General features: G+C 47.2%; 16 protein-coding genes. 4 read left to right on the top strand and 12 right to left on the bottom strand.

The features are described 5' to 3' along the window. Positions 1-24 precede the first annotated feature (24 nt). Positions 25-1,254 (top strand): HupE/UreJ family protein, encoded by a 1,230-nt coding sequence (locus Q0V21_RS26845; RefSeq protein WP_301881396.1) that lies wholly within the window; start codon positions 25-27, stop codon positions 1,252-1,254. Between the two features lie 163 nt (positions 1,255-1,417). Here Q0V21_RS26845 and nagA read toward each other — a convergent pair whose 3' ends face one another. The 9 genes from nagA to Q0V21_RS26800 all read right to left on the bottom strand — a co-directional run bounded on the left by nagA (position 1,418) and on the right by Q0V21_RS26800 (position 10,894). Then, positions 1,418-2,611, bottom strand: a complete 1,194-nt coding sequence (gene nagA, locus Q0V21_RS26840) for an N-acetylglucosamine-6-phosphate deacetylase (protein ID WP_301881472.1) — start codon at positions 2,609-2,611, stop codon at positions 1,418-1,420. A gap of 11 nt (positions 2,612-2,622) precedes the next feature. After that, the gene (nagB, locus tag Q0V21_RS26835) at positions 2,623-3,351 is read right to left on the bottom strand and encodes a glucosamine-6-phosphate deaminase (RefSeq protein ID WP_301881385.1); all 729 of its coding nucleotides are present in this window, start codon (positions 3,349-3,351) and stop codon (positions 2,623-2,625) included. A gap of 4 nt (positions 3,352-3,355) precedes the next feature. Then, entirely contained in the window at positions 3,356-4,219 is an 864-nt protein-coding gene (locus tag Q0V21_RS26830; protein ID WP_079347524.1) for a MurR/RpiR family transcriptional regulator, read from the bottom strand. 760 nt (positions 4,220-4,979) lie between these two features. After that, positions 4,980-5,204, bottom strand: a complete 225-nt coding sequence (locus Q0V21_RS26825) for a helix-turn-helix domain-containing protein (protein WP_017692532.1) — start codon at positions 5,202-5,204, stop codon at positions 4,980-4,982. A gap of 260 nt (positions 5,205-5,464) precedes the next feature. Next, on the bottom strand, positions 5,465-6,436 hold the full coding sequence (locus Q0V21_RS26820; protein ID WP_301881372.1) for a YhcN/YlaJ family sporulation lipoprotein: 972 nt from the start codon (positions 6,434-6,436) through the stop codon (positions 5,465-5,467). A 241-nt stretch (positions 6,437-6,677) separates the two neighbouring features. Continuing rightward, entirely contained in the window at positions 6,678-7,676 is a 999-nt protein-coding gene (locus tag Q0V21_RS26815) for a DUF4340 domain-containing protein (protein WP_301881370.1), read from the bottom strand. Beyond that, the gene (locus tag Q0V21_RS26810) at positions 7,673-9,067 is read right to left on the bottom strand and encodes a GldG family protein (RefSeq protein ID WP_301881368.1); all 1,395 of its coding nucleotides are present in this window, start codon (positions 9,065-9,067) and stop codon (positions 7,673-7,675) included. The genes Q0V21_RS26815 and Q0V21_RS26810 overlap by 4 nt, the downstream gene beginning before the upstream one ends. 4 nt (positions 9,068-9,071) lie before the next feature. After that, entirely contained in the window at positions 9,072-9,788 is a 717-nt protein-coding gene (locus Q0V21_RS26805) for an ABC transporter permease subunit (RefSeq protein ID WP_301881367.1), read from the bottom strand. Next, positions 9,785-10,894, bottom strand: a complete 1,110-nt coding sequence (locus Q0V21_RS26800) for an ABC transporter ATP-binding protein (RefSeq protein WP_301881366.1) — start codon at positions 10,892-10,894, stop codon at positions 9,785-9,787. The genes Q0V21_RS26805 and Q0V21_RS26800 overlap by 4 nt, the downstream gene beginning before the upstream one ends. Positions 10,895-11,143: 249 nt before the next feature. Here Q0V21_RS26800 and Q0V21_RS26795 point away from each other — a divergent pair, with 249 nt between their 5' ends. Further along, positions 11,144-12,217, top strand: a complete 1,074-nt coding sequence (locus tag Q0V21_RS26795) for a glycosyltransferase family 4 protein (protein WP_079347536.1) — start codon at positions 11,144-11,146, stop codon at positions 12,215-12,217. 83 nt (positions 12,218-12,300) lie between these two features. Here the strand turns inward: Q0V21_RS26795 and Q0V21_RS26790 are convergent, their stop codons facing one another. Next, positions 12,301-13,788, bottom strand: coding sequence for a DHA2 family efflux MFS transporter permease subunit (locus tag Q0V21_RS26790; RefSeq protein ID WP_301881365.1), 1,488 nt, complete (start codon positions 13,786-13,788; stop codon positions 12,301-12,303). A gap of 259 nt (positions 13,789-14,047) precedes the next feature. After that, complete coding sequence (locus Q0V21_RS26785; RefSeq protein ID WP_301881363.1) at positions 14,048-14,395, bottom strand: hypothetical protein; 348 nt, start codon at positions 14,393-14,395, stop codon at positions 14,048-14,050. A 187-nt stretch (positions 14,396-14,582) separates the two neighbouring features. On the opposite strand from Q0V21_RS26785, the gene Q0V21_RS26780 reads away from it, so the two are divergent. Then, the gene (locus tag Q0V21_RS26780; RefSeq protein WP_301881362.1) at positions 14,583-15,821 is read left to right on the top strand and encodes a glycosyltransferase family 4 protein; all 1,239 of its coding nucleotides are present in this window, start codon (positions 14,583-14,585) and stop codon (positions 15,819-15,821) included. Then, positions 15,818-15,991 carry a hypothetical protein gene (locus tag Q0V21_RS26775; RefSeq protein ID WP_179132714.1) on the top strand — a complete coding sequence of 58 codons (174 nt, stop codon included), beginning with the start codon at positions 15,818-15,820 and terminating at the stop codon, positions 15,989-15,991. The genes Q0V21_RS26780 and Q0V21_RS26775 overlap by 4 nt, the downstream gene beginning before the upstream one ends. A 158-nt stretch (positions 15,992-16,149) precedes the next feature. On the opposite strand, the gene Q0V21_RS26770 is transcribed toward Q0V21_RS26775, so the two are convergent. Beyond that, positions 16,150-16,866, bottom strand: coding sequence for a glycosyltransferase (locus Q0V21_RS26770; RefSeq protein WP_301881361.1), 717 nt, complete (start codon positions 16,864-16,866; stop codon positions 16,150-16,152). Positions 16,867-16,887 lie beyond the last annotated feature (21 nt).

The following is a 16,887-nucleotide window of genomic DNA, read 5'->3' as shown; positions in this document are numbered from 1 at the left end:
AAAAATACCATCAGGGGGAACTTCATGAACGCATCACATATTTCCACTCATCTCGGGGCGAACCGCCTTCTATCTGTATTCTGGATAATCCTATTAACCATGACTGTGTTAATTACATATCCACAGGTAGCCCAAGCTCATCCGCTAAGCGCCAGTTATACCAATATTGATTTCGAACAAGAGAGGACTACGCTTGATTTTTCCATAGATGAAACCTCCGTCCTTGAAAACATTAAGGCAGACACCAACAATAACGAGAAGCTGGATCCGGATGAGTTGGATGTATGGGGAGATAAAATAGCCGATTGGATCGGGGATTCAATTGCCCTTGAAGCCGACGGGAGACAGCAGGCCGAGACGTTGCTGAACCTGGACATGAAGGATGAGAACGGTACCCGTTATGTGACCATTCACTGGGAGTTCCCTGCCTATTCACCTGGTACAACCATTACGATCAATGACGGACTGTACTACGATAACGGAAATACAACATATACCAACCTTCTTGCGGCTACACAGGGTGGACAGCTAAGTCAGGCCATTCTTCAGGGCAAAGAACGGGATTGGACCATTCTGCTTACCGAGAATCAGATCAGTCAGGACGAGCCCTCAGTTGAACAGCAAGGAATGACAACGCCAGCCCCCCTGTCGTCATCAGGCTCAGGTTCGACCCAGGAGGTGGAACAAACCACATCACATTCTCCTGCAACTCGTTCCGCATGGTTATCCTTCCTGCAATTGGGGATGAATCATATCCTTGGAGGGTATGATCACTTGTTATTTTTACTTGCTCTCTTGCTTGGAAGGCAGACTTTCAAGCAATATGCCCTGACTATCACCGCGTTCACGGTTGCCCATAGCATTACACTTACACTGACCTATCTGGACCTTATTCATTTGCCTTCGAAGTGGATTGAAGCCGGCATTGCACTTAGCATTGTTTATGTCGCGGTGGAAAATATTTTCCTCAGAAACATCCGATTCCGCTGGCTAATTACGTTTCTGTTCGGATTGGTTCACGGAATGGGCTTTGCAGACATCCTTATGGGCATGCACATTCCCGCAAAAGAGGTCGCCATTGATTTGGCAAGCTTCAATATTGGTATTGAGATCATTCAGTTGGCCCTAGTAGCAATTGCAGTACCTATCCTTAAATATTTACAAAAGGGCTCTGCCTACAACAACGGTATGAAGGTTGCCTCTTGCCTCATCGCAGCGGCAGGTGCATTCTGGCTTTTCGAACGTCTTCTGTAAGATAAAGAAAATGAATATCATTAACAATTCTTCCATTCTTGCTAAACAAAAAAAGAAAACAAGCGTCGATTGACATATAGCTCTGTCTTTCAACGCTTGTTTTTATTCATGGAGCTATACCTCAGTGGAATTGGCTCCTAATGTTTAACTTTAGATTGAAGTCTTACACCCTTCTACCCTTCACCCACACTTCCTCAATTTTCAAATCACCATTCAGCAAAACGACGTCCGCCTGTTTGCCTTTAGTAAAGGAACCCGTTCGGTGATCAATGCCGAGCAGACGTGCCGGAGTCAGGCTGGCTGCACGTGAAGCTGCATTCAGACTCATACCTACTTCCTGTACCAGATAGCGGAAACCACGAATCATCGTGAGCGTGCTTCCTGCCAGTGCACCGCCATCTTTCAATCTGGCTACGCCTTCCTTAACAATCACAGGCAGGTCGCCAATTTTGTATTCCCCATCATCCAGCCCGGCAGCAGACATGGCGTCCGTAATTAGCACGATTTGATCGGAAGCTTGCTTCAATTGTGCGATGAGTGAGATCGCCGCTGGATGTACATGAATACCGTCTGCAATAACCTCTGCACTAATGCGTGGATCACTGAGCACCGCTCCGGCAGCTCCGGGATTCCGGTGATGCAGCGGTGTCATCGCATTGAATGTATGCACTGCATGATGCAGTCCGGCTTCAACAGCCCGCTCTACTTCTTCATAAGTAGCATCCGTATGACCTAATGCCGCCGTAATTCGCTGCTCTCGCAGCCACGAAATGACTTCCAGCGCTCCCTCACGTTCTGGCGCCAGTGTGACTTGACGAATCAGGCCCGGATATTGTTTTTCCCACGCCTCAAGCCAAGACACATTAGGCAATACGATATGATCTGGGTTTTGTGCGCCAGGCCATTTGGGACTGAAAAAGGGACCCTCCAGATGTACACCTTCCAGCTGTGCATAAGGCATTTCACCGGAACGGTAGCTGTGCACTTCAGACAATACCCGATCCAGGCTATCTTTGGGCGCTGTCATGGACGTAGCCAGCATTGCAGTGGTCCCCTGTGTGCTGTGGAATGAAGTGATCTTATCCAACACTTCCTTACTCGCGTCCATGAAGTCCTCTCCGTTACCCCCATGTACATGGATATCTATAAACCCAGGGACAATGACACCATGCTTGGAAACAGGCACAGATACGGCTTCACGGCGAATGTGTTCAGATAGTCCCTCGGGTGCGCCAGCATAAAGGATTTTCCCTTCTGCCCAGACGAGCGCACCATCCTCCATTACACCATCGGGCAATACGAGTTTGCCTCGAAGAAGGGAAATGGTTTTTTCACTCCCTTGCTCCTGGTTTTCCATAGGTTCTACGCTCACTTCACCAACCTCCCGGCAGCACGGTCCAGCAATACGACCACATTGGGATGACATTGCAGCAGCGAAGCGGGACATTGTGTCGTAATCGGCCCCATAAAGGCTTCACGAATAATTTCGGCTTTCTCCTCACCACGAGCGATCAGCAGAATTTGTTTGGCTTTTAGAATCGTACCTACCCCCATCGTAATGGCCTGAGTCGGAACTTCATCAATGCTATTAAAAAAGCGGGCGTTTGCTTTTCTTGTCTCTTCTTTGAGATCCACCACATGTGTCCGCCCTGTCAGCTCGGTTCCAGGTTCATTGAAGCCAATGTGACCATTATGGCCGATACCCAACAGCTGTAGATCTACAGGGCCACGATCATCAATCCGTTGTTCATAGGAAACACATTCTTGGCTCAAATCCGAAGCCTGTCCTTCCGGCACATGCGTTCTGGCGAGATCGATATCAATATGGGAAAACAATTGTTCATTCATAAAGCTGCGGTAACTTTCGCGATGGTCCACAGGGAGACCGACATATTCATCCAAATTGAAGGACGATGCCTGCGCAAAGCTGACCAGACCTTTCTGATACAAAGCAATAAGCGATTTATAGATACCCACAGGAGAACTTCCAGTCGCAAGTCCCAGTACAGCCCGGGGTTTCGTCTGAAGCAAGCTGGCAATCACACCTGCACCCGTTGCGTTCAAATCTTCTTCATTTTCAAAAATACGTATATTCATCTTCTTAGGCACCTCCGTTATGTTGAACTCGATAAGACTGTACATTGTGATACGATTGTTCCAATTTGGGGATAAAACGATCAAAGTCTGCACTCACCATGCCCGTAAACAAAATATCAACGACATGCAGCAGTGCAATACGTGAAGCCATATCTCCCCGCCTCATGCCTTCTTCCAGTGAAGAAGTAAACAGCGGAATATCCGACACCCCCGCAAGCTTGTTATTCCCATAGGAAGTTAGCGAAATCGTTGAAGCTCCAGCCTGTTTGGCACAATGCAAAGCATCGATCGTCTCCGGCGTTTCACCCGAATAGGATACTGCCATCGCCACATCTCCTTCACACAGTGAAGAGGCCGACGTAATTTGCATATGTGAATCCGAGAAGGCGGTACAGCTTTTGCCGATCCGCACAAGTTTCTGGTAGAAATCCTGCGTAACAATGGAAGAGGTTGCGACACCGTAGAGATCAATGCGACGTGCATGACATAACAGCTGAACCGCATGCTCCAGCCTTCCTAAATCCAGCAAACGGGTAGTATCCGCAATGGAGGCTAGATGATTGGCTTCAATGGCTTCCACAATTTTGGATAATGGATTGCCCGCCACGATATCCTGATATGCTGTTTCATTGGTGGAATGCGACAATTCTGCGGCCAGCTTCATTTTGAAATCAGGAAAACCTTTGAAATGGAATGATTTGCAAAAGCGGGTTACCGTAGCCGCACTTGTTCCGCTTTGCTGTGCAAGATGGTTAATGGTCCAGCCAGGAATATCAGATGGGGACTGTAAAATCACCTCTGCAATTCGTCGTTCCTGTGACGGAAGGTCATTCAGTTCTTGCTGCAACGCATGTAGTATGGCTGCCATGAGTACTCCTTTTTTGAAAATTATTTTTATAAATTCATTATAAATAAAGAAAATCATTTTTATATTTTCATTTTAATCAATACGTTGCTGCAAATCAAGAGGATTCTCACCATATAGTAGCAGTATGTATGTTGAAATTTTGAGAAGGCATTTTCTTGATTAAGGAACCGGATTCAGCTTATATTGGAATTGAACTTTGAAGCGAATGTGGAAATTTCCTTTTTAAGGAAGGATCATTCCAATAACAATATGTAGGTGAACCCTTATGCCATATACGATTACGATTTCCATCACGCTCTGCCCGTAGCAATCTGTACCCTTGGAATTTCTGCGGGCTGAGCCTTTTCCCAAGGGAGCGTGATGATCAATGAAATCTCAGCAAAGAAATCGAGCCTATTACAGGCATCACAGAAGGCGTGTTATTCAGCGTAAAAAACAGCTTGCTATTCGGTACGGTTGGTCCTACAAGTTCGAAGGGATTTTTGCCAAAGGAAAGATACATTGTTCCTGCTGGTGGTGCTGTAAAAAGACAAAGCGGCTAGGCTATCCTAAATCTGATCTAACCAGAATAGTGGAGTGCAATCAGCAAATTTTGAATTTAAATTTCTGAGAATGACTATTTAAAACAAGCGATTTCTCCACTTTGAGAATTCGCTTGTTTTTGCTTTCCAACCTAACACAAAAAAGTCTTTCCCCATTCTTCATCATGAAGAATAGAAAAAGACTTTCATGCTGCTTCAATCAACTGTGCAGTATCGCGTCAGATCTTCAGTTCTCCGAGCTTAATCAGCTCAACAACTGCTTGCGAACGACCCTTAACATTGAGTTTTTGCATCACATTCGAAATATGGTTACGCACCGTTTTCTCGCTGATGAATAACTGCCCTGCGATGTCACGCGTTGTTTTGTCCTGAACCAGTAATTCGAATACTTCGCGTTCACGGTGGGTCAACAGAAATTTGCTTTTATGATCGATACCCTTCAATGTTCACCCCTCCTTGCTCGGGTTGTGTTGGTGTAACAAGGTTAAGGGGATACAGTCAACTCATCTTATGTAAGGTCAAGGGCGTTGGTTCAGTTTTATCAAAAAAATGGGCAGTAAATTGGGGTTTTAAGAATAAGCTCAGTCTTATATAAGCATTCTATTTCATTTTGTTAAAAACGTTATTCTCACTCAGAAACAAGCATGCCTTTGCTGCTGATGTAACCATCTGCGCAAAGGCAACTTGTTCTTCTGACTATTGGTTACCGATGATTCATGCGGTTCATCATGCCATCGTTGTTGTTACGATTCATGATGCCATCATCGAGCACGCCGTCACGGTGCTTGGTGTTCAACGCATTCGTTGGGAAAATACGTTCAACCATCGATTGGAACGTGTTAATCATGCCTCTAACCGGTTTACCATTACGAATATCCGTGGCATAGCTCTCCACATGCTGGACAAATTCCGGGTTAGCCGACACGTATACGTTCTCTACGTTAGGTGCAAACTGTTTGATCTTGGCCGAGATTTTGGATTTAATCTCTTCCGGTGTGTTGTCATCCGTGCTGTCCATTCGCGTGGTCTCACTCTTCATGCCATAATGACCATCGCTCATTGAACGTGAAGTGCCATTGCCACTGTTGGTCAGACCACGCATCATGCCATAAGATCCAGTACCCATGGTTCCATAGATGCTGCGGTCATTGCCCATGTGGCTGCGATCCGTAGCTGCATTGGTGTTCAGTCCTGGTGCAATGCCACTTGTGCTGTATGGAGACATCGTTCCATTACCACCATTTACACGCAAACCGCCCATTTCCTGCCCCATGCTTTCGGTACGCATTGTGCCATTTGCACGGTTACGCAAAGATTTGCTTTCCAATTTGCCAGTGTGACCATCTGTCAAACGGACTGCAACATACGCGTTACGATCGGTCAGCATAACATGTGCTGACTTCACTTCCTTCATTTCCGTAATACGTTTAGCCAGCTCGTCACTTGATTTCAGGTCAGTGACGTTATGCGTCCGATAGCTTTTCGCACGAATACCATCCATCCCATTGGACTCAACACCATAACGGTTAATGCCTTTCACTTCATGACGAACACTTTGGGTGTGCAGATTGTTGTTATCTTTTGTGCTGGTTCCACAACCCGTCAATCCGGCCATTACGAAGATTGCAGTAGACAAAGATAAGCTGATTGCTGTCGCCTTTTTGGCTGCTGGCATGTCTCATCCTCCAATTATGTTGGTTTTGGTCACAAGGATAGGATGCTCTTCTGTACGGACCGATATGCTGAAAGGATATGGAACATCAACCTCTATTTATCGGGGCTAAACGGGAATTCTTTCAAGTTTCAAAAAAAAAACAAAAAAAGCGGTGCATGCACAAAGTGCAGCACCACCTTCGTTACCTTCGTATTCCTGTTTCAGTTAGCTCCTCAATTGTATGTTGAAGCAGACAATTCACTTATTTGGATGAGGAAGTTCCATCAGTGTCCTTCTCCGCTGAAGATGACACATCTGATTTTTGGATCGAAGTCGGAAATTGCTCTGCTTCCCTCAGACTAGCTGCATCCATAGGATAAGCCCACTGACCGTCTGGTGTGACTACCCAGATCTGATCCGGTTCCGATGGAATAGTAAGCCCACGGTACACATCCGTAACAGCTTCTCCATTAACCGTCTGCTCAACGGATAAAGTAAAGCGTGGCACGGTGCCTTTCAGTTCAGAAGCTTTGCGTACATCGTCTGCTGTGGACAGGTTTTTAATTTTGCCAATCAGCGATACAGCATCTGTAGCTTCAACCGATTCACCATTAAGCGTCCACGTCTGCTCTGCTGCACCCTCCTCAGAGGCTGATTTGAGCATCCATGTGGCTGCTTCACCTTCCCACTCCAGCGTAGTCACATTACTTTCATCCAGATTAAAGGGAGTCGTGTCCAACAGATCGTGCCGTGATTTTTCTATATTGCTGATGGATTCCGTCTGTACGGCTACGACAGGCCCGGAGTCTACCCGAACATAACGAGCGTCATCTGCTGGCAGCTGGCCACCGATGCTCAGTTTGATTACAGAGTTATCCTTCAGTTGGATATCCAGCAGCGTTGCATCTGCACCCAATCCATACTTGTCGAGATCCTTCGTCTCTTCCTCCACAATCAGTTCCTGATCCGCGCCACTCAAGGCATCAAGCCAACTGCTAACCGCATAACCATTCAAAGGATAAGCCTTTGGTTCCACCATACTCCATACGCCATTCTTTAGTTCCAATTGGGAGGGCTTTGAGGCACCTGATGTGTCTGCATTGTTGTCATGAATCGTGATGGACTGAATGTCGGCAGACTTAATACCAAGCAACTTGACCTTCTCCGCTTCCTCTTCACGAAAATAATTTTGACTGGCCGCATAGACCCAGCCGATAATCAAAACCAATACGACCAGAATCGTTGGGAGCCATTTTTTCATACCCGTCTGCGCCTCCACCATAAGAGTACACCTATCATAACAAAGATGAGCGGGAATGCGACAATTGCCACGAAGAAAATAGTTCTGGCCTGCTCACCGTCCAGGTACGCCGTTTGATAACCGGATTGCACCCGCGGACGGATGGTTACCCCGTCTTCTTTTTCACTTAAATAATTAACGGTATTCAGAATAAAATCCCTATTTCCGCCGTTCGCTATTTCCGAGTCCTGCATGAAAATGGATGAACCCAGAATAACAGCCTTCGGTTTGCCATCCGTTGTATCAGCCGCATATCCAAGCTCGACAGGACCTTGTACATCCTGATCTTGATCATTGGATGTCTCGTTTTGCAATAAGCCTCCAATGTTCGTCTCACCATAACTGTCATTCGATGAATGAATGAGCGGCGACAACGTGTATTTATCCTGCTCTTTGCTTGTCAAAGCAATAGACAGGGATAACATGGGATAAAGCTTGCTTTCTGCCAGTTTATCCGTGATGGCATGTGTGCCATACTCCGGCACGACCCAAAGTGGTCCCATTGTGCTGGCCTGCTGATTATCCACCATGACTGCATGCTCATCCACCACGCCATAATCGGTCATGAGTGCATCAATATTTTTCCATGTCAATTTCATGTCTTCGTGAAAACCGAGGGATAACAGCAATTTTCCTCCGTTACTCAAATAAGTCCGTATTGCCTTCAGTTCCGTATCACTGATGTCGCGCTGTGGACCAATGATCGCAAGCACATCCGCATCTTCGGGAACCTGACCTGCCTGATTCAGTTGAAGTTCTTCTGTTGTGATATTATTCTGTTCCAGTGATGAACGCAGCGTAGTCAGTTGATCCACCCCAAGCTCCTCATGCCCTGTCAGGAAGACCATCTTGTGCATCTCCGTTGAAGAAAGGTTCATTAGGGCTTGTGTCAGCTTCTCCTCACCTGTGAACTGGTACGATCCATCGCTACCATCCCCGACAGCGGTGAACAGACTGGCGATATCAATGACTTTATGCTGATCGCCCTGTTCCAATACAATAGAGCTGCCTGTGATGCCATATTTAGAAGCCAGCGTAGGCTCCTGTGTCAGATTGTACTGCTTCATTTTCAGTTTGCTGTTGCGTTTCGTGTATTCCTGAACCATATCGGTAACTTCGCGGTTCAAGACTGTATTATTCGCATTTTCGACAGTTAACACCAAGACGTTGACGTCTTCTTTTACATTTTTGATCGCGGTTAAAGACTGGTCTGACAAGGTATATTGTTTGTTCGAGGTCAGATCCCATTGGAAACCGCCAAGCGAATTCAGAAACAGGGTCAGCAAAATAAAGATGCCAATCACCGCTACAGACAGCACGGTACTGTTGGTATGACTCAACCATTTTTTCATCTTCTCACCTCCACCGCTTCCGTTCCACAATTTGAATACTTAACAGGAGAAACACACCTGAGAGCGTCACGTAATACAATATATCCGGGCCACTAAGTACGCCCTTCGTAAAGCTGTCAAACCGGTTCGTCAGTGCAAATGGGTCAAGCCATTGCTGTAGGGCAGATCCGGAATTGCCAACAAATGAATCAAGCATCCAGAATACGAGCAAGATAATAAAACCGGCTACCGCAGAGACCATCTGGTGCTGAGATAGCGTGGAAGCAAACAGTCCGATCGCCATCATGCTTCCGCCCAGGAAAAATAGACCCAGTGCAGACAACCACACCGATGTCAGATCCAGTTCACCAAAGAAGGACATAATAAACGGATAAACGAGACTGCACAGAATAAGTACGACGAGAATGGCCAGTGATGCCAGATATTTGCCGAAAATAATCTCGGTCACCCGTGCAGGTGAAGTCAACAACAGTTCGTCCGTCCCCTGTCTGAATTCCTCTGCCACCAGTCTCATCGTTAGCAGGGGCACTACAAACAGCAGCATGGATAACGTGTCGCCCAGTACGAGGCGATAATCCACAATACTTGGCTGATAGTACACAAAGCTGGAATAGAACAGCAAACTTGTCATCAGTACATATACAGCAAACGCGAAATACGACGTCGGTGACAGGAAGTATGCTTGCAATTCTTTGTTGCAAACCGCCATCATTCTTCTCATTTGGACTCCTCCCCTGTGCGGGATTCAGATGAAGCGCTCTTGGACATTGCCGATGGCTCTTGATCTGAAGCGATATCCGATTGGGTCTCTGCTTCAGTCGCCGCGAGTTGCACGGTATCCGCTTGAGGCTCCTTGGTTGGCAGTTCCATTTCGGATTCCATTGTCGTAAGCTTCAGGAATATCTGTTCCAGACTGAGATTTTCTTTCTTCATCTCCAGGATCGGCAAGCCTGCCCCAGACAAAAGGTAAAACAGTTCTTCCCGAAAATCGTCCGACGATTCACCCGTAAGCAGCATTTTGACCGTATCGGAAGAATCGTTGGACGCATGTCCATCAGGTGTATGAACGAGTTCACTCCGCACCTTCTCCCAAGGTGTCAGCAAGTTATGTAATTGCTGCTCTGTTGCCTTCACTTCAATGGATACTTTGAACTGATCACCCATCGCTGAGCCAAAATGCTGAGGTGAACCATCCAATACAAGCTGTCCCTGATTAATGATTAACATGCGATTACAAATTGCGCTTACTTCAGGCAAAATATGTGTACTAAGCAGCACAGTATGATTCTCACCCAGTTCACGAATCAGATCCCGTATTTCTATAATCTGATTCGGGTCCAGTCCTGAAGTGGGTTCATCCAGCACAAGCAAATCCGGTTTGTGAATAATGGCTCCAGCCAGACCCAGACGTTGCTTGTACCCTTTGGATAGTCCACGAACCAGTTGCTTCTCCCGATCCTGGAGACCCAGTCTGCTCACCATCTCACTGACCCGTGACTTTACTTCACGTGTTGGGACATCTCTTAGATTAGCGACGAATTTGAGATACGACTGCACCGTCATATCGGGATAAAGCGGTGGTGTCTCCGGCAGATAACCAATCTTGGAACGAACGCTCCGCCCCTGATCGTGCACGGATATGCCATCTACCGTTATGGAACCTTCCGTTGGATGCAAATAACCTGTGATCATTCGCATCGTCGTTGTTTTCCCGGCACCATTTGGTCCCAAAAATCCAACAATCTCACCGCGCTCCATTGTGAAATCCAGTTGATGCACGCCACGCCGTCCATCAAATACTTTGCTTACCTGTTTCACTTCGAGCACATCATTCATCCTTTCCCGTTAAAATACCCGTGTGCCATCGTCGCTTTTCTTCGGATGGTCAACACGGGAAGTTCCTTGTATCTTACGTGTTGTATCCTAAATGCAGCTTAAAGTCACTTAAAAGAGAGCTTAAAAATATGTGTCTAAAATGTGAACAACTCTTCATTCACCCACACCCTGTACTCTGGGGCAACGTACCATACAGTACGGGAGCATGAGCTCCTTCACAAAAGTCAGAGGGTGAACCGTGTGAAAGTACTATTCACATTTTTTGTTCCAAGCGGTGGTGTGAATACATTAAACCGACTTCGTACAGCCGTTCTGCAACGCCATGGCATCGAAGCGCATGTATTGTATCTGTACCCTGGCTCGGGAATGCAGAACAATAACAGCACGCCGGTCTTCACAGCTTCCAGTGATGAGGAGATACACAGCTTGATCCATCATCATCGTTATGATGCCATTATTGTCACTTCGGATATTTACATGCCGGGTAGATTAAGGTCCCTCGGGTATAATGGGCGCATTATCTTTGAAGCACAGGGACTAGGGACGCGTGAACATGCTATGGAAACCATTCAGATGGGAGTACCATATCTGCAAGCCCACTGTAATGCCGCGGTCATTCCTCCTACGGATCATTTACTGGAGCTGTTCATCCATATGTGTCCATGGCTTCATCGGTTTGTCATTCCCAATATGCTGGATACCACTACCTTTGCCCCCATCTCGGTGGATATCCCACCCTATCCGGTACTTGCATGGGTGGGAAGGCTCGAGCACAACAAAAACTGGCGGGAATATTTGATGATATCCAGCGAAATTATTAAAAGTGTTCCAGAAGCCAGACTATGGATGTTCCATGATCCCACCTTGGCCAATCCAGAGGATGAGGTCATGTTCCGACACATGCTTGCGGAGTACGGGCTAGAAGATCGGATTGGCATCTTTATCAACGTCCCCCATTCCCAGATGCCCACATTCTACTCCATGATCGCAGCTTCGGGGGGAATCATGCTGTCTACATCACTGCTCGAAGGCTTTGGATACGCTGTTGCTGAAGCCATCAGCTGCGGCTGTCCTGTACTCAGTACCGATTCGGATGGCGTACGTTCCTTCATTACACATAACCGAACGGGGAAATTCTATCCGATTGGAAACGTGAATGCCGCTGTATCTGAAGCAGTAGACCTGATGCACAACATACAGCTGCGGGATTATATACGCATTCAGGGCAGACAGCATATGGCCGTTTCCTTCTCACCTGACCGATACGCCATTTCATTCCGTGAAATGATGACAGCCTTGAGCATTTTCTTTTGAACAAAACAAAAAGGCAGTTCAGAAAAATCTCTGAACTGCCTTAAATTCAAGTGAAGTGTTACCTTAATCTCAGCTGATTTGAATTAGTGTCCCATCATCATCGCTGGATCGGGTTTATCCCCTGTTTGAAGGGAATCTTCTTCCACCCGTTTCGGTTTGCGCAGGATCAGACTGAGCAGACATCCAAACAGGGCAATGCAAGCCGCCAGGAAGAAGGTGTCGTTAAAACCAGCCACTAATCCATTCACCATACCTGCAGCATCAGTAGCTCCAGCTGTATTGCTTGCAATATGGGAGGTCAGGAATCCGGTCAGGCCGGCAACGGCAAAGGATACGACTACTTGTTGTGCAGCCGCAGTAAGCGGGGTGACCCGACCTACCAGCTTACGTGGAGCAGCATTCAGTACATGCGTATTAAGAGGCATCATGGAGAAGCCCATACCCAAGCCCATCATGACAAGACTAAGAATGATTAGACCCAGACCGGTTTCCGCCGTAATGGAAGACAGAATAAACAGTGCACCCGAGATGATACCCAGACCCACAAAGGCCAGTGGTCTTGCACCGATTTTATCAAACAATCGTCCACCAAGTGGCATACCCACACCCGAAGCCAGCGCCTGCGGAAGCAGAATGAGTCCTGTTTCCAGTGCAGTGTAGCCTTTGATCTGCTGCAAATACAGCGGGATCAAAATCATCGCTCCGAACAAAGCAACCTGTGATACCCATGCCAGAATAATACCACGTGTGAAATCCGAGGATCTGAATACTCGAAGTTCCAGCAGTGGATTTTTGTGACGAAGTTCCACGATAATGAACAGAATCAGGGCCACGCCCCCGACAATCACACCCGTCAATGCTGTTGCAGAACTCCAGCTTGTTCCACCCTCACTTACACCGTATGCAAGCATCGAGAATGCAATTGGCGCCAGAATCATGCCGAGCAGATCTAGTGCAGGTGTGCGTCCACGATCCGTATCCGGCAGGAACTTGATACATAGAATAAAAGCGGCAATACCAATCGGCAGATTGATCAGGAAAATCCAGTGCCAGCTGAATGATTCAATGAACCAGCCGGATAATACGGGGCCCAGTGCAGGAGCCAGCAACATCGGAATTCCGAGCATCCCCATGATCGAGCCTCTTCTTTCAGGAGGAGCCAGACGGAACACCATCGCCATACCAATCGGAGCAACCATGCCTCCGCCAAGTCCCTGGATGATCCGGTAAATAATCAATTGTTCAGGAGATTGCGCAATTGAGCATAATACCGAACCCAAGGTAAACATGGCAATCGTAAACAGAAATACTCTTTTGGCTCCAAATCGGTCGGTCAACCATCCTGCCAGCGGAATGACAGCTGACAAGGCCAACGTATAACCTGTAACGGTCCATTGAATGGTCTTCAGATCCGTCTCAAAATATTGAACCAGATTCGGAATCGCCACGTTAACCACCGTGCTGTCCAAGATGACCATAATCATCCCGACGATAATAGCCAGTAGCGGCAAAATAATCGTTTTAATCGAAAACTCTGCCGGGTCCTGGGGCACTGCTGTTTGTTGTTTCACTCTCTCCACTCTCTTTTCCGGCCTGGAGGCGTTATCTTGGTATCTGCCTCTCGATCGGCCTTATATTCACGACGTTTCAAACTTTTGTTTTAAACCGTCGTTTTAAACTTTTGTTTAAGCATAGGTTAATTCTAATGAAAATACCTTTGCTGTCAAGCTATTTTTATTGGGCAACGAATTAAGTGTGCATGCCAAAAAATGGACCAGGTCTTCTCCTGCTCCATCCGTTTGGATAAACTCGTTCTCGATGTGAGCTTTACTAATCTGCCATCTTGATCATCTGATGCTCCGAAAGTATTCCCAGGGTCTGACCCTGGTCACTTCTGCAGTATATGCGAATAACCAGATGGCTTGGTGAAGAACTGTTGCTAATGATACGCAGCTCGCACGGATCGGATGAGATCGCCAGATTATGAATAATATAGTTCCCTGTATCTGCCCCTATCCGAAAAAGGTATCGATATAGCTCCCCCCGGGTAGAACTTACTCCTCCAACAAATATATCCACATCGTCGTTCCCTGCAAATGCCAATTCAATGTCCATGTATCTCACCGGAACAACGGTTTGCAGCAGGTTTTCGTGAATCTCCAACACAAATGCGACCACTGTACATCGCCTCCTGTAAAGCGAGTTGAACCTTTCTCCAGATATGTTATGCCTTCTCTCGTCCATTGCTATTTAAAATCACCCATTTTAACCAATTCCACGGAAACGCCCACCCTTTCGTCTGTCTTTTTTCATAGACTGGATAGATAGAAGCTCGGCCTGTGCAGGCCGAGACAAGGGGGTACCTATGAGAGTTCTGCTCGTGACCTATTGGGAGCTTACACAGATGGGTGGAATATGGACATATGTGAAGCAGCTGGCTGACAGGCTGATGGCACTTGGCGTAGAGGTGGATATAATGGGCACCAACGGAGCCAAAAATGAAGTGTACATTCGCAATCTAAATCGTTCCTTCTCAAAGGATAAGGTATGGCCTATGCTTCAAGCCAAGCTTAATCCAACAGATTTTCCTCAATTCACTGCCGATTCTCTCGTGGCTTATTATGAGTTGAACAGATATGCCTTTGAAATGGGTGCTGCCTATCTAGGCGTTGATCATTACGACGTCATCCATGCGCAGGATCCGGTCGCTGCCGTTGCAATGAAACGCATATTGAACCGCAATACACCGCTGGTCACAAGTTACCACGGAGCGCTTGCGCGCGAAGCCTTTTACGATGCTCAAAACTCTAACGCGAAGCTTACACTTCCCGAATATATGCAATCCAAACGCGGACGATACTTCCTGTCATTAGAAGAGCGAAGTGCTGAACAATCCGAACTTATTCTGGTCTCCAGCCATTGGATTAAGAGCACACTTACGGACCTCCGTGTTCCCGAATCAAAATTCCGAATTATTCCTTATGCTGTGGATATTCCAGCCTACCGTGCACAAGCAGCGGTCAAGTTCCGTCAGCGCAAGCCAGCAGGCAAAAAAGTGATCGCCTTTACGGGCAGACTGGAGCACATCAAAGGGGTGCATATTCTGGTCAAAGCACTCTCCAGCCTGAAGAAGACCCGATCCGATTGGGTCTGCTGGATTGCTGGAGAAGGCAACCTGATGGAGGATTTGCGTTCCCTGGCCAATGATCTTGGCGTAGGTGGTGACATCGTTTTCTGGGGTAAACTCGACAACATTCCTTCATTCCTGCGTCGTGCCGATATTTATGTGCAGCCCAGCTTGCAGGATACGCAGCCTTTCTCGGTCACAGAGGCTCAGCTCGCCGGATTGCCTGTCATCGTAAGCGGGACGGCAGGTATGCCTGAGATGGTGCAGCCTGAACATACCGGCTGGGTCGTGCCACCGCAGGATGTCGAGGCCCTTAGTGAACTGTTAAACGCTCTTCTGCAGGATAATGCCAGCCGTGCGAAGGTAGGAGCAGCGGCTAAAGCATGGGCTGAACAACATCGATCACTGGAGGAGATGGGATTGCGCACGCTGCATGTTTACCAGGAAGCCATTTATTTAGGAGGTCAGAGAATATGACATTGCTTGTCCCCAGTGATTTGTATAACCGTTGGTTCTCCATCCCAGTGTCGACGACACATATTGAGGTGGATTACGCTGTAATGAACGAATTAATGAGGAAACTGCCCAAAGGATATGTTTTCCCTGATCCAGCAACCATGATCATTCTGACTTCTGAGAATAACTAGAATCAAGACACTTGGCAAACAGGAACAAACAAGAGGATATTCGTTCATGCCGCCCCCACCACGGCAATCGAATACCCTCTTTTTCTCTTTATCTTACGTTTCACTAGCTAGCTTAGCGATACGCATTCGTGGCTCCCACGACTTTAGCTTTTGCTTCTCTACTTCCAATAACCGCCTACCTGCAGCAGATTAAGCAGCACAGGCCGATGCTTCGCTTGAACAAGCTCCATTTCGGCTTTCAATGCCTCAAAGTGTTTCTTGGTTCCCATGGATTCATGAACCCGATAACACATCAACGGCTCATTGTAATAGAACAGCTCATAGAGCGGAAACAGTCTCAGCCACATCTCATAGTCATGCGTGTAACGAAAATCGGTGTCAAACATGCCGAACTTTCGAAATGCATCCATCTCTAGCATCACGGTACAGCCGTTAATTGGGCAACCTTCGGTCAACACCTGAAGCATCTCCAGACGACTTCCTACCTCCGGTCTCACCGTGTCTATCCACTCGCTGTTTGCATCTACATAATGATAGGCCCCGTGACAGAATGATGCCTTGACGTCGAGCATGAATTTCAGTTGTTTCTCTACCCGGTCGAGCAGCATCACATCATCGGAGCTGAGCCACACAAAGTAATCTCCTGTCGCCTGCTTGATACCCTCGTTTAACGCGGTTGCCGTTCCACCATTCTCTTTTCGAATATAGCGAATGCGATCCATGAAGGGCTGCAGCCGCTCCACATGCTGCGTAGAGCCATCATCTACCACTATGACCTCAATATTCTGATACGTCTGGTGAACGGCGCTGTGAACAGCCTGCTCGATGTACGCGCAATTATAAAAAGGAATGACAATTGATACTTTCGGCTCCATTCGGTCCTCCCCTTTCTCCGC

Origin of the sequence: Paenibacillus sp. 11B (assembly GCF_030487755.1) — a bacterium.
GTDB classification, from domain to species: Bacteria; Bacillota; Bacilli; order Paenibacillales; family Paenibacillaceae; genus Paenibacillus; species Paenibacillus vandeheii.
The sequence above is the reverse complement of the archived record's forward strand: the minus strand, read 5'-3'. Positions and strand labels throughout refer to the sequence as shown.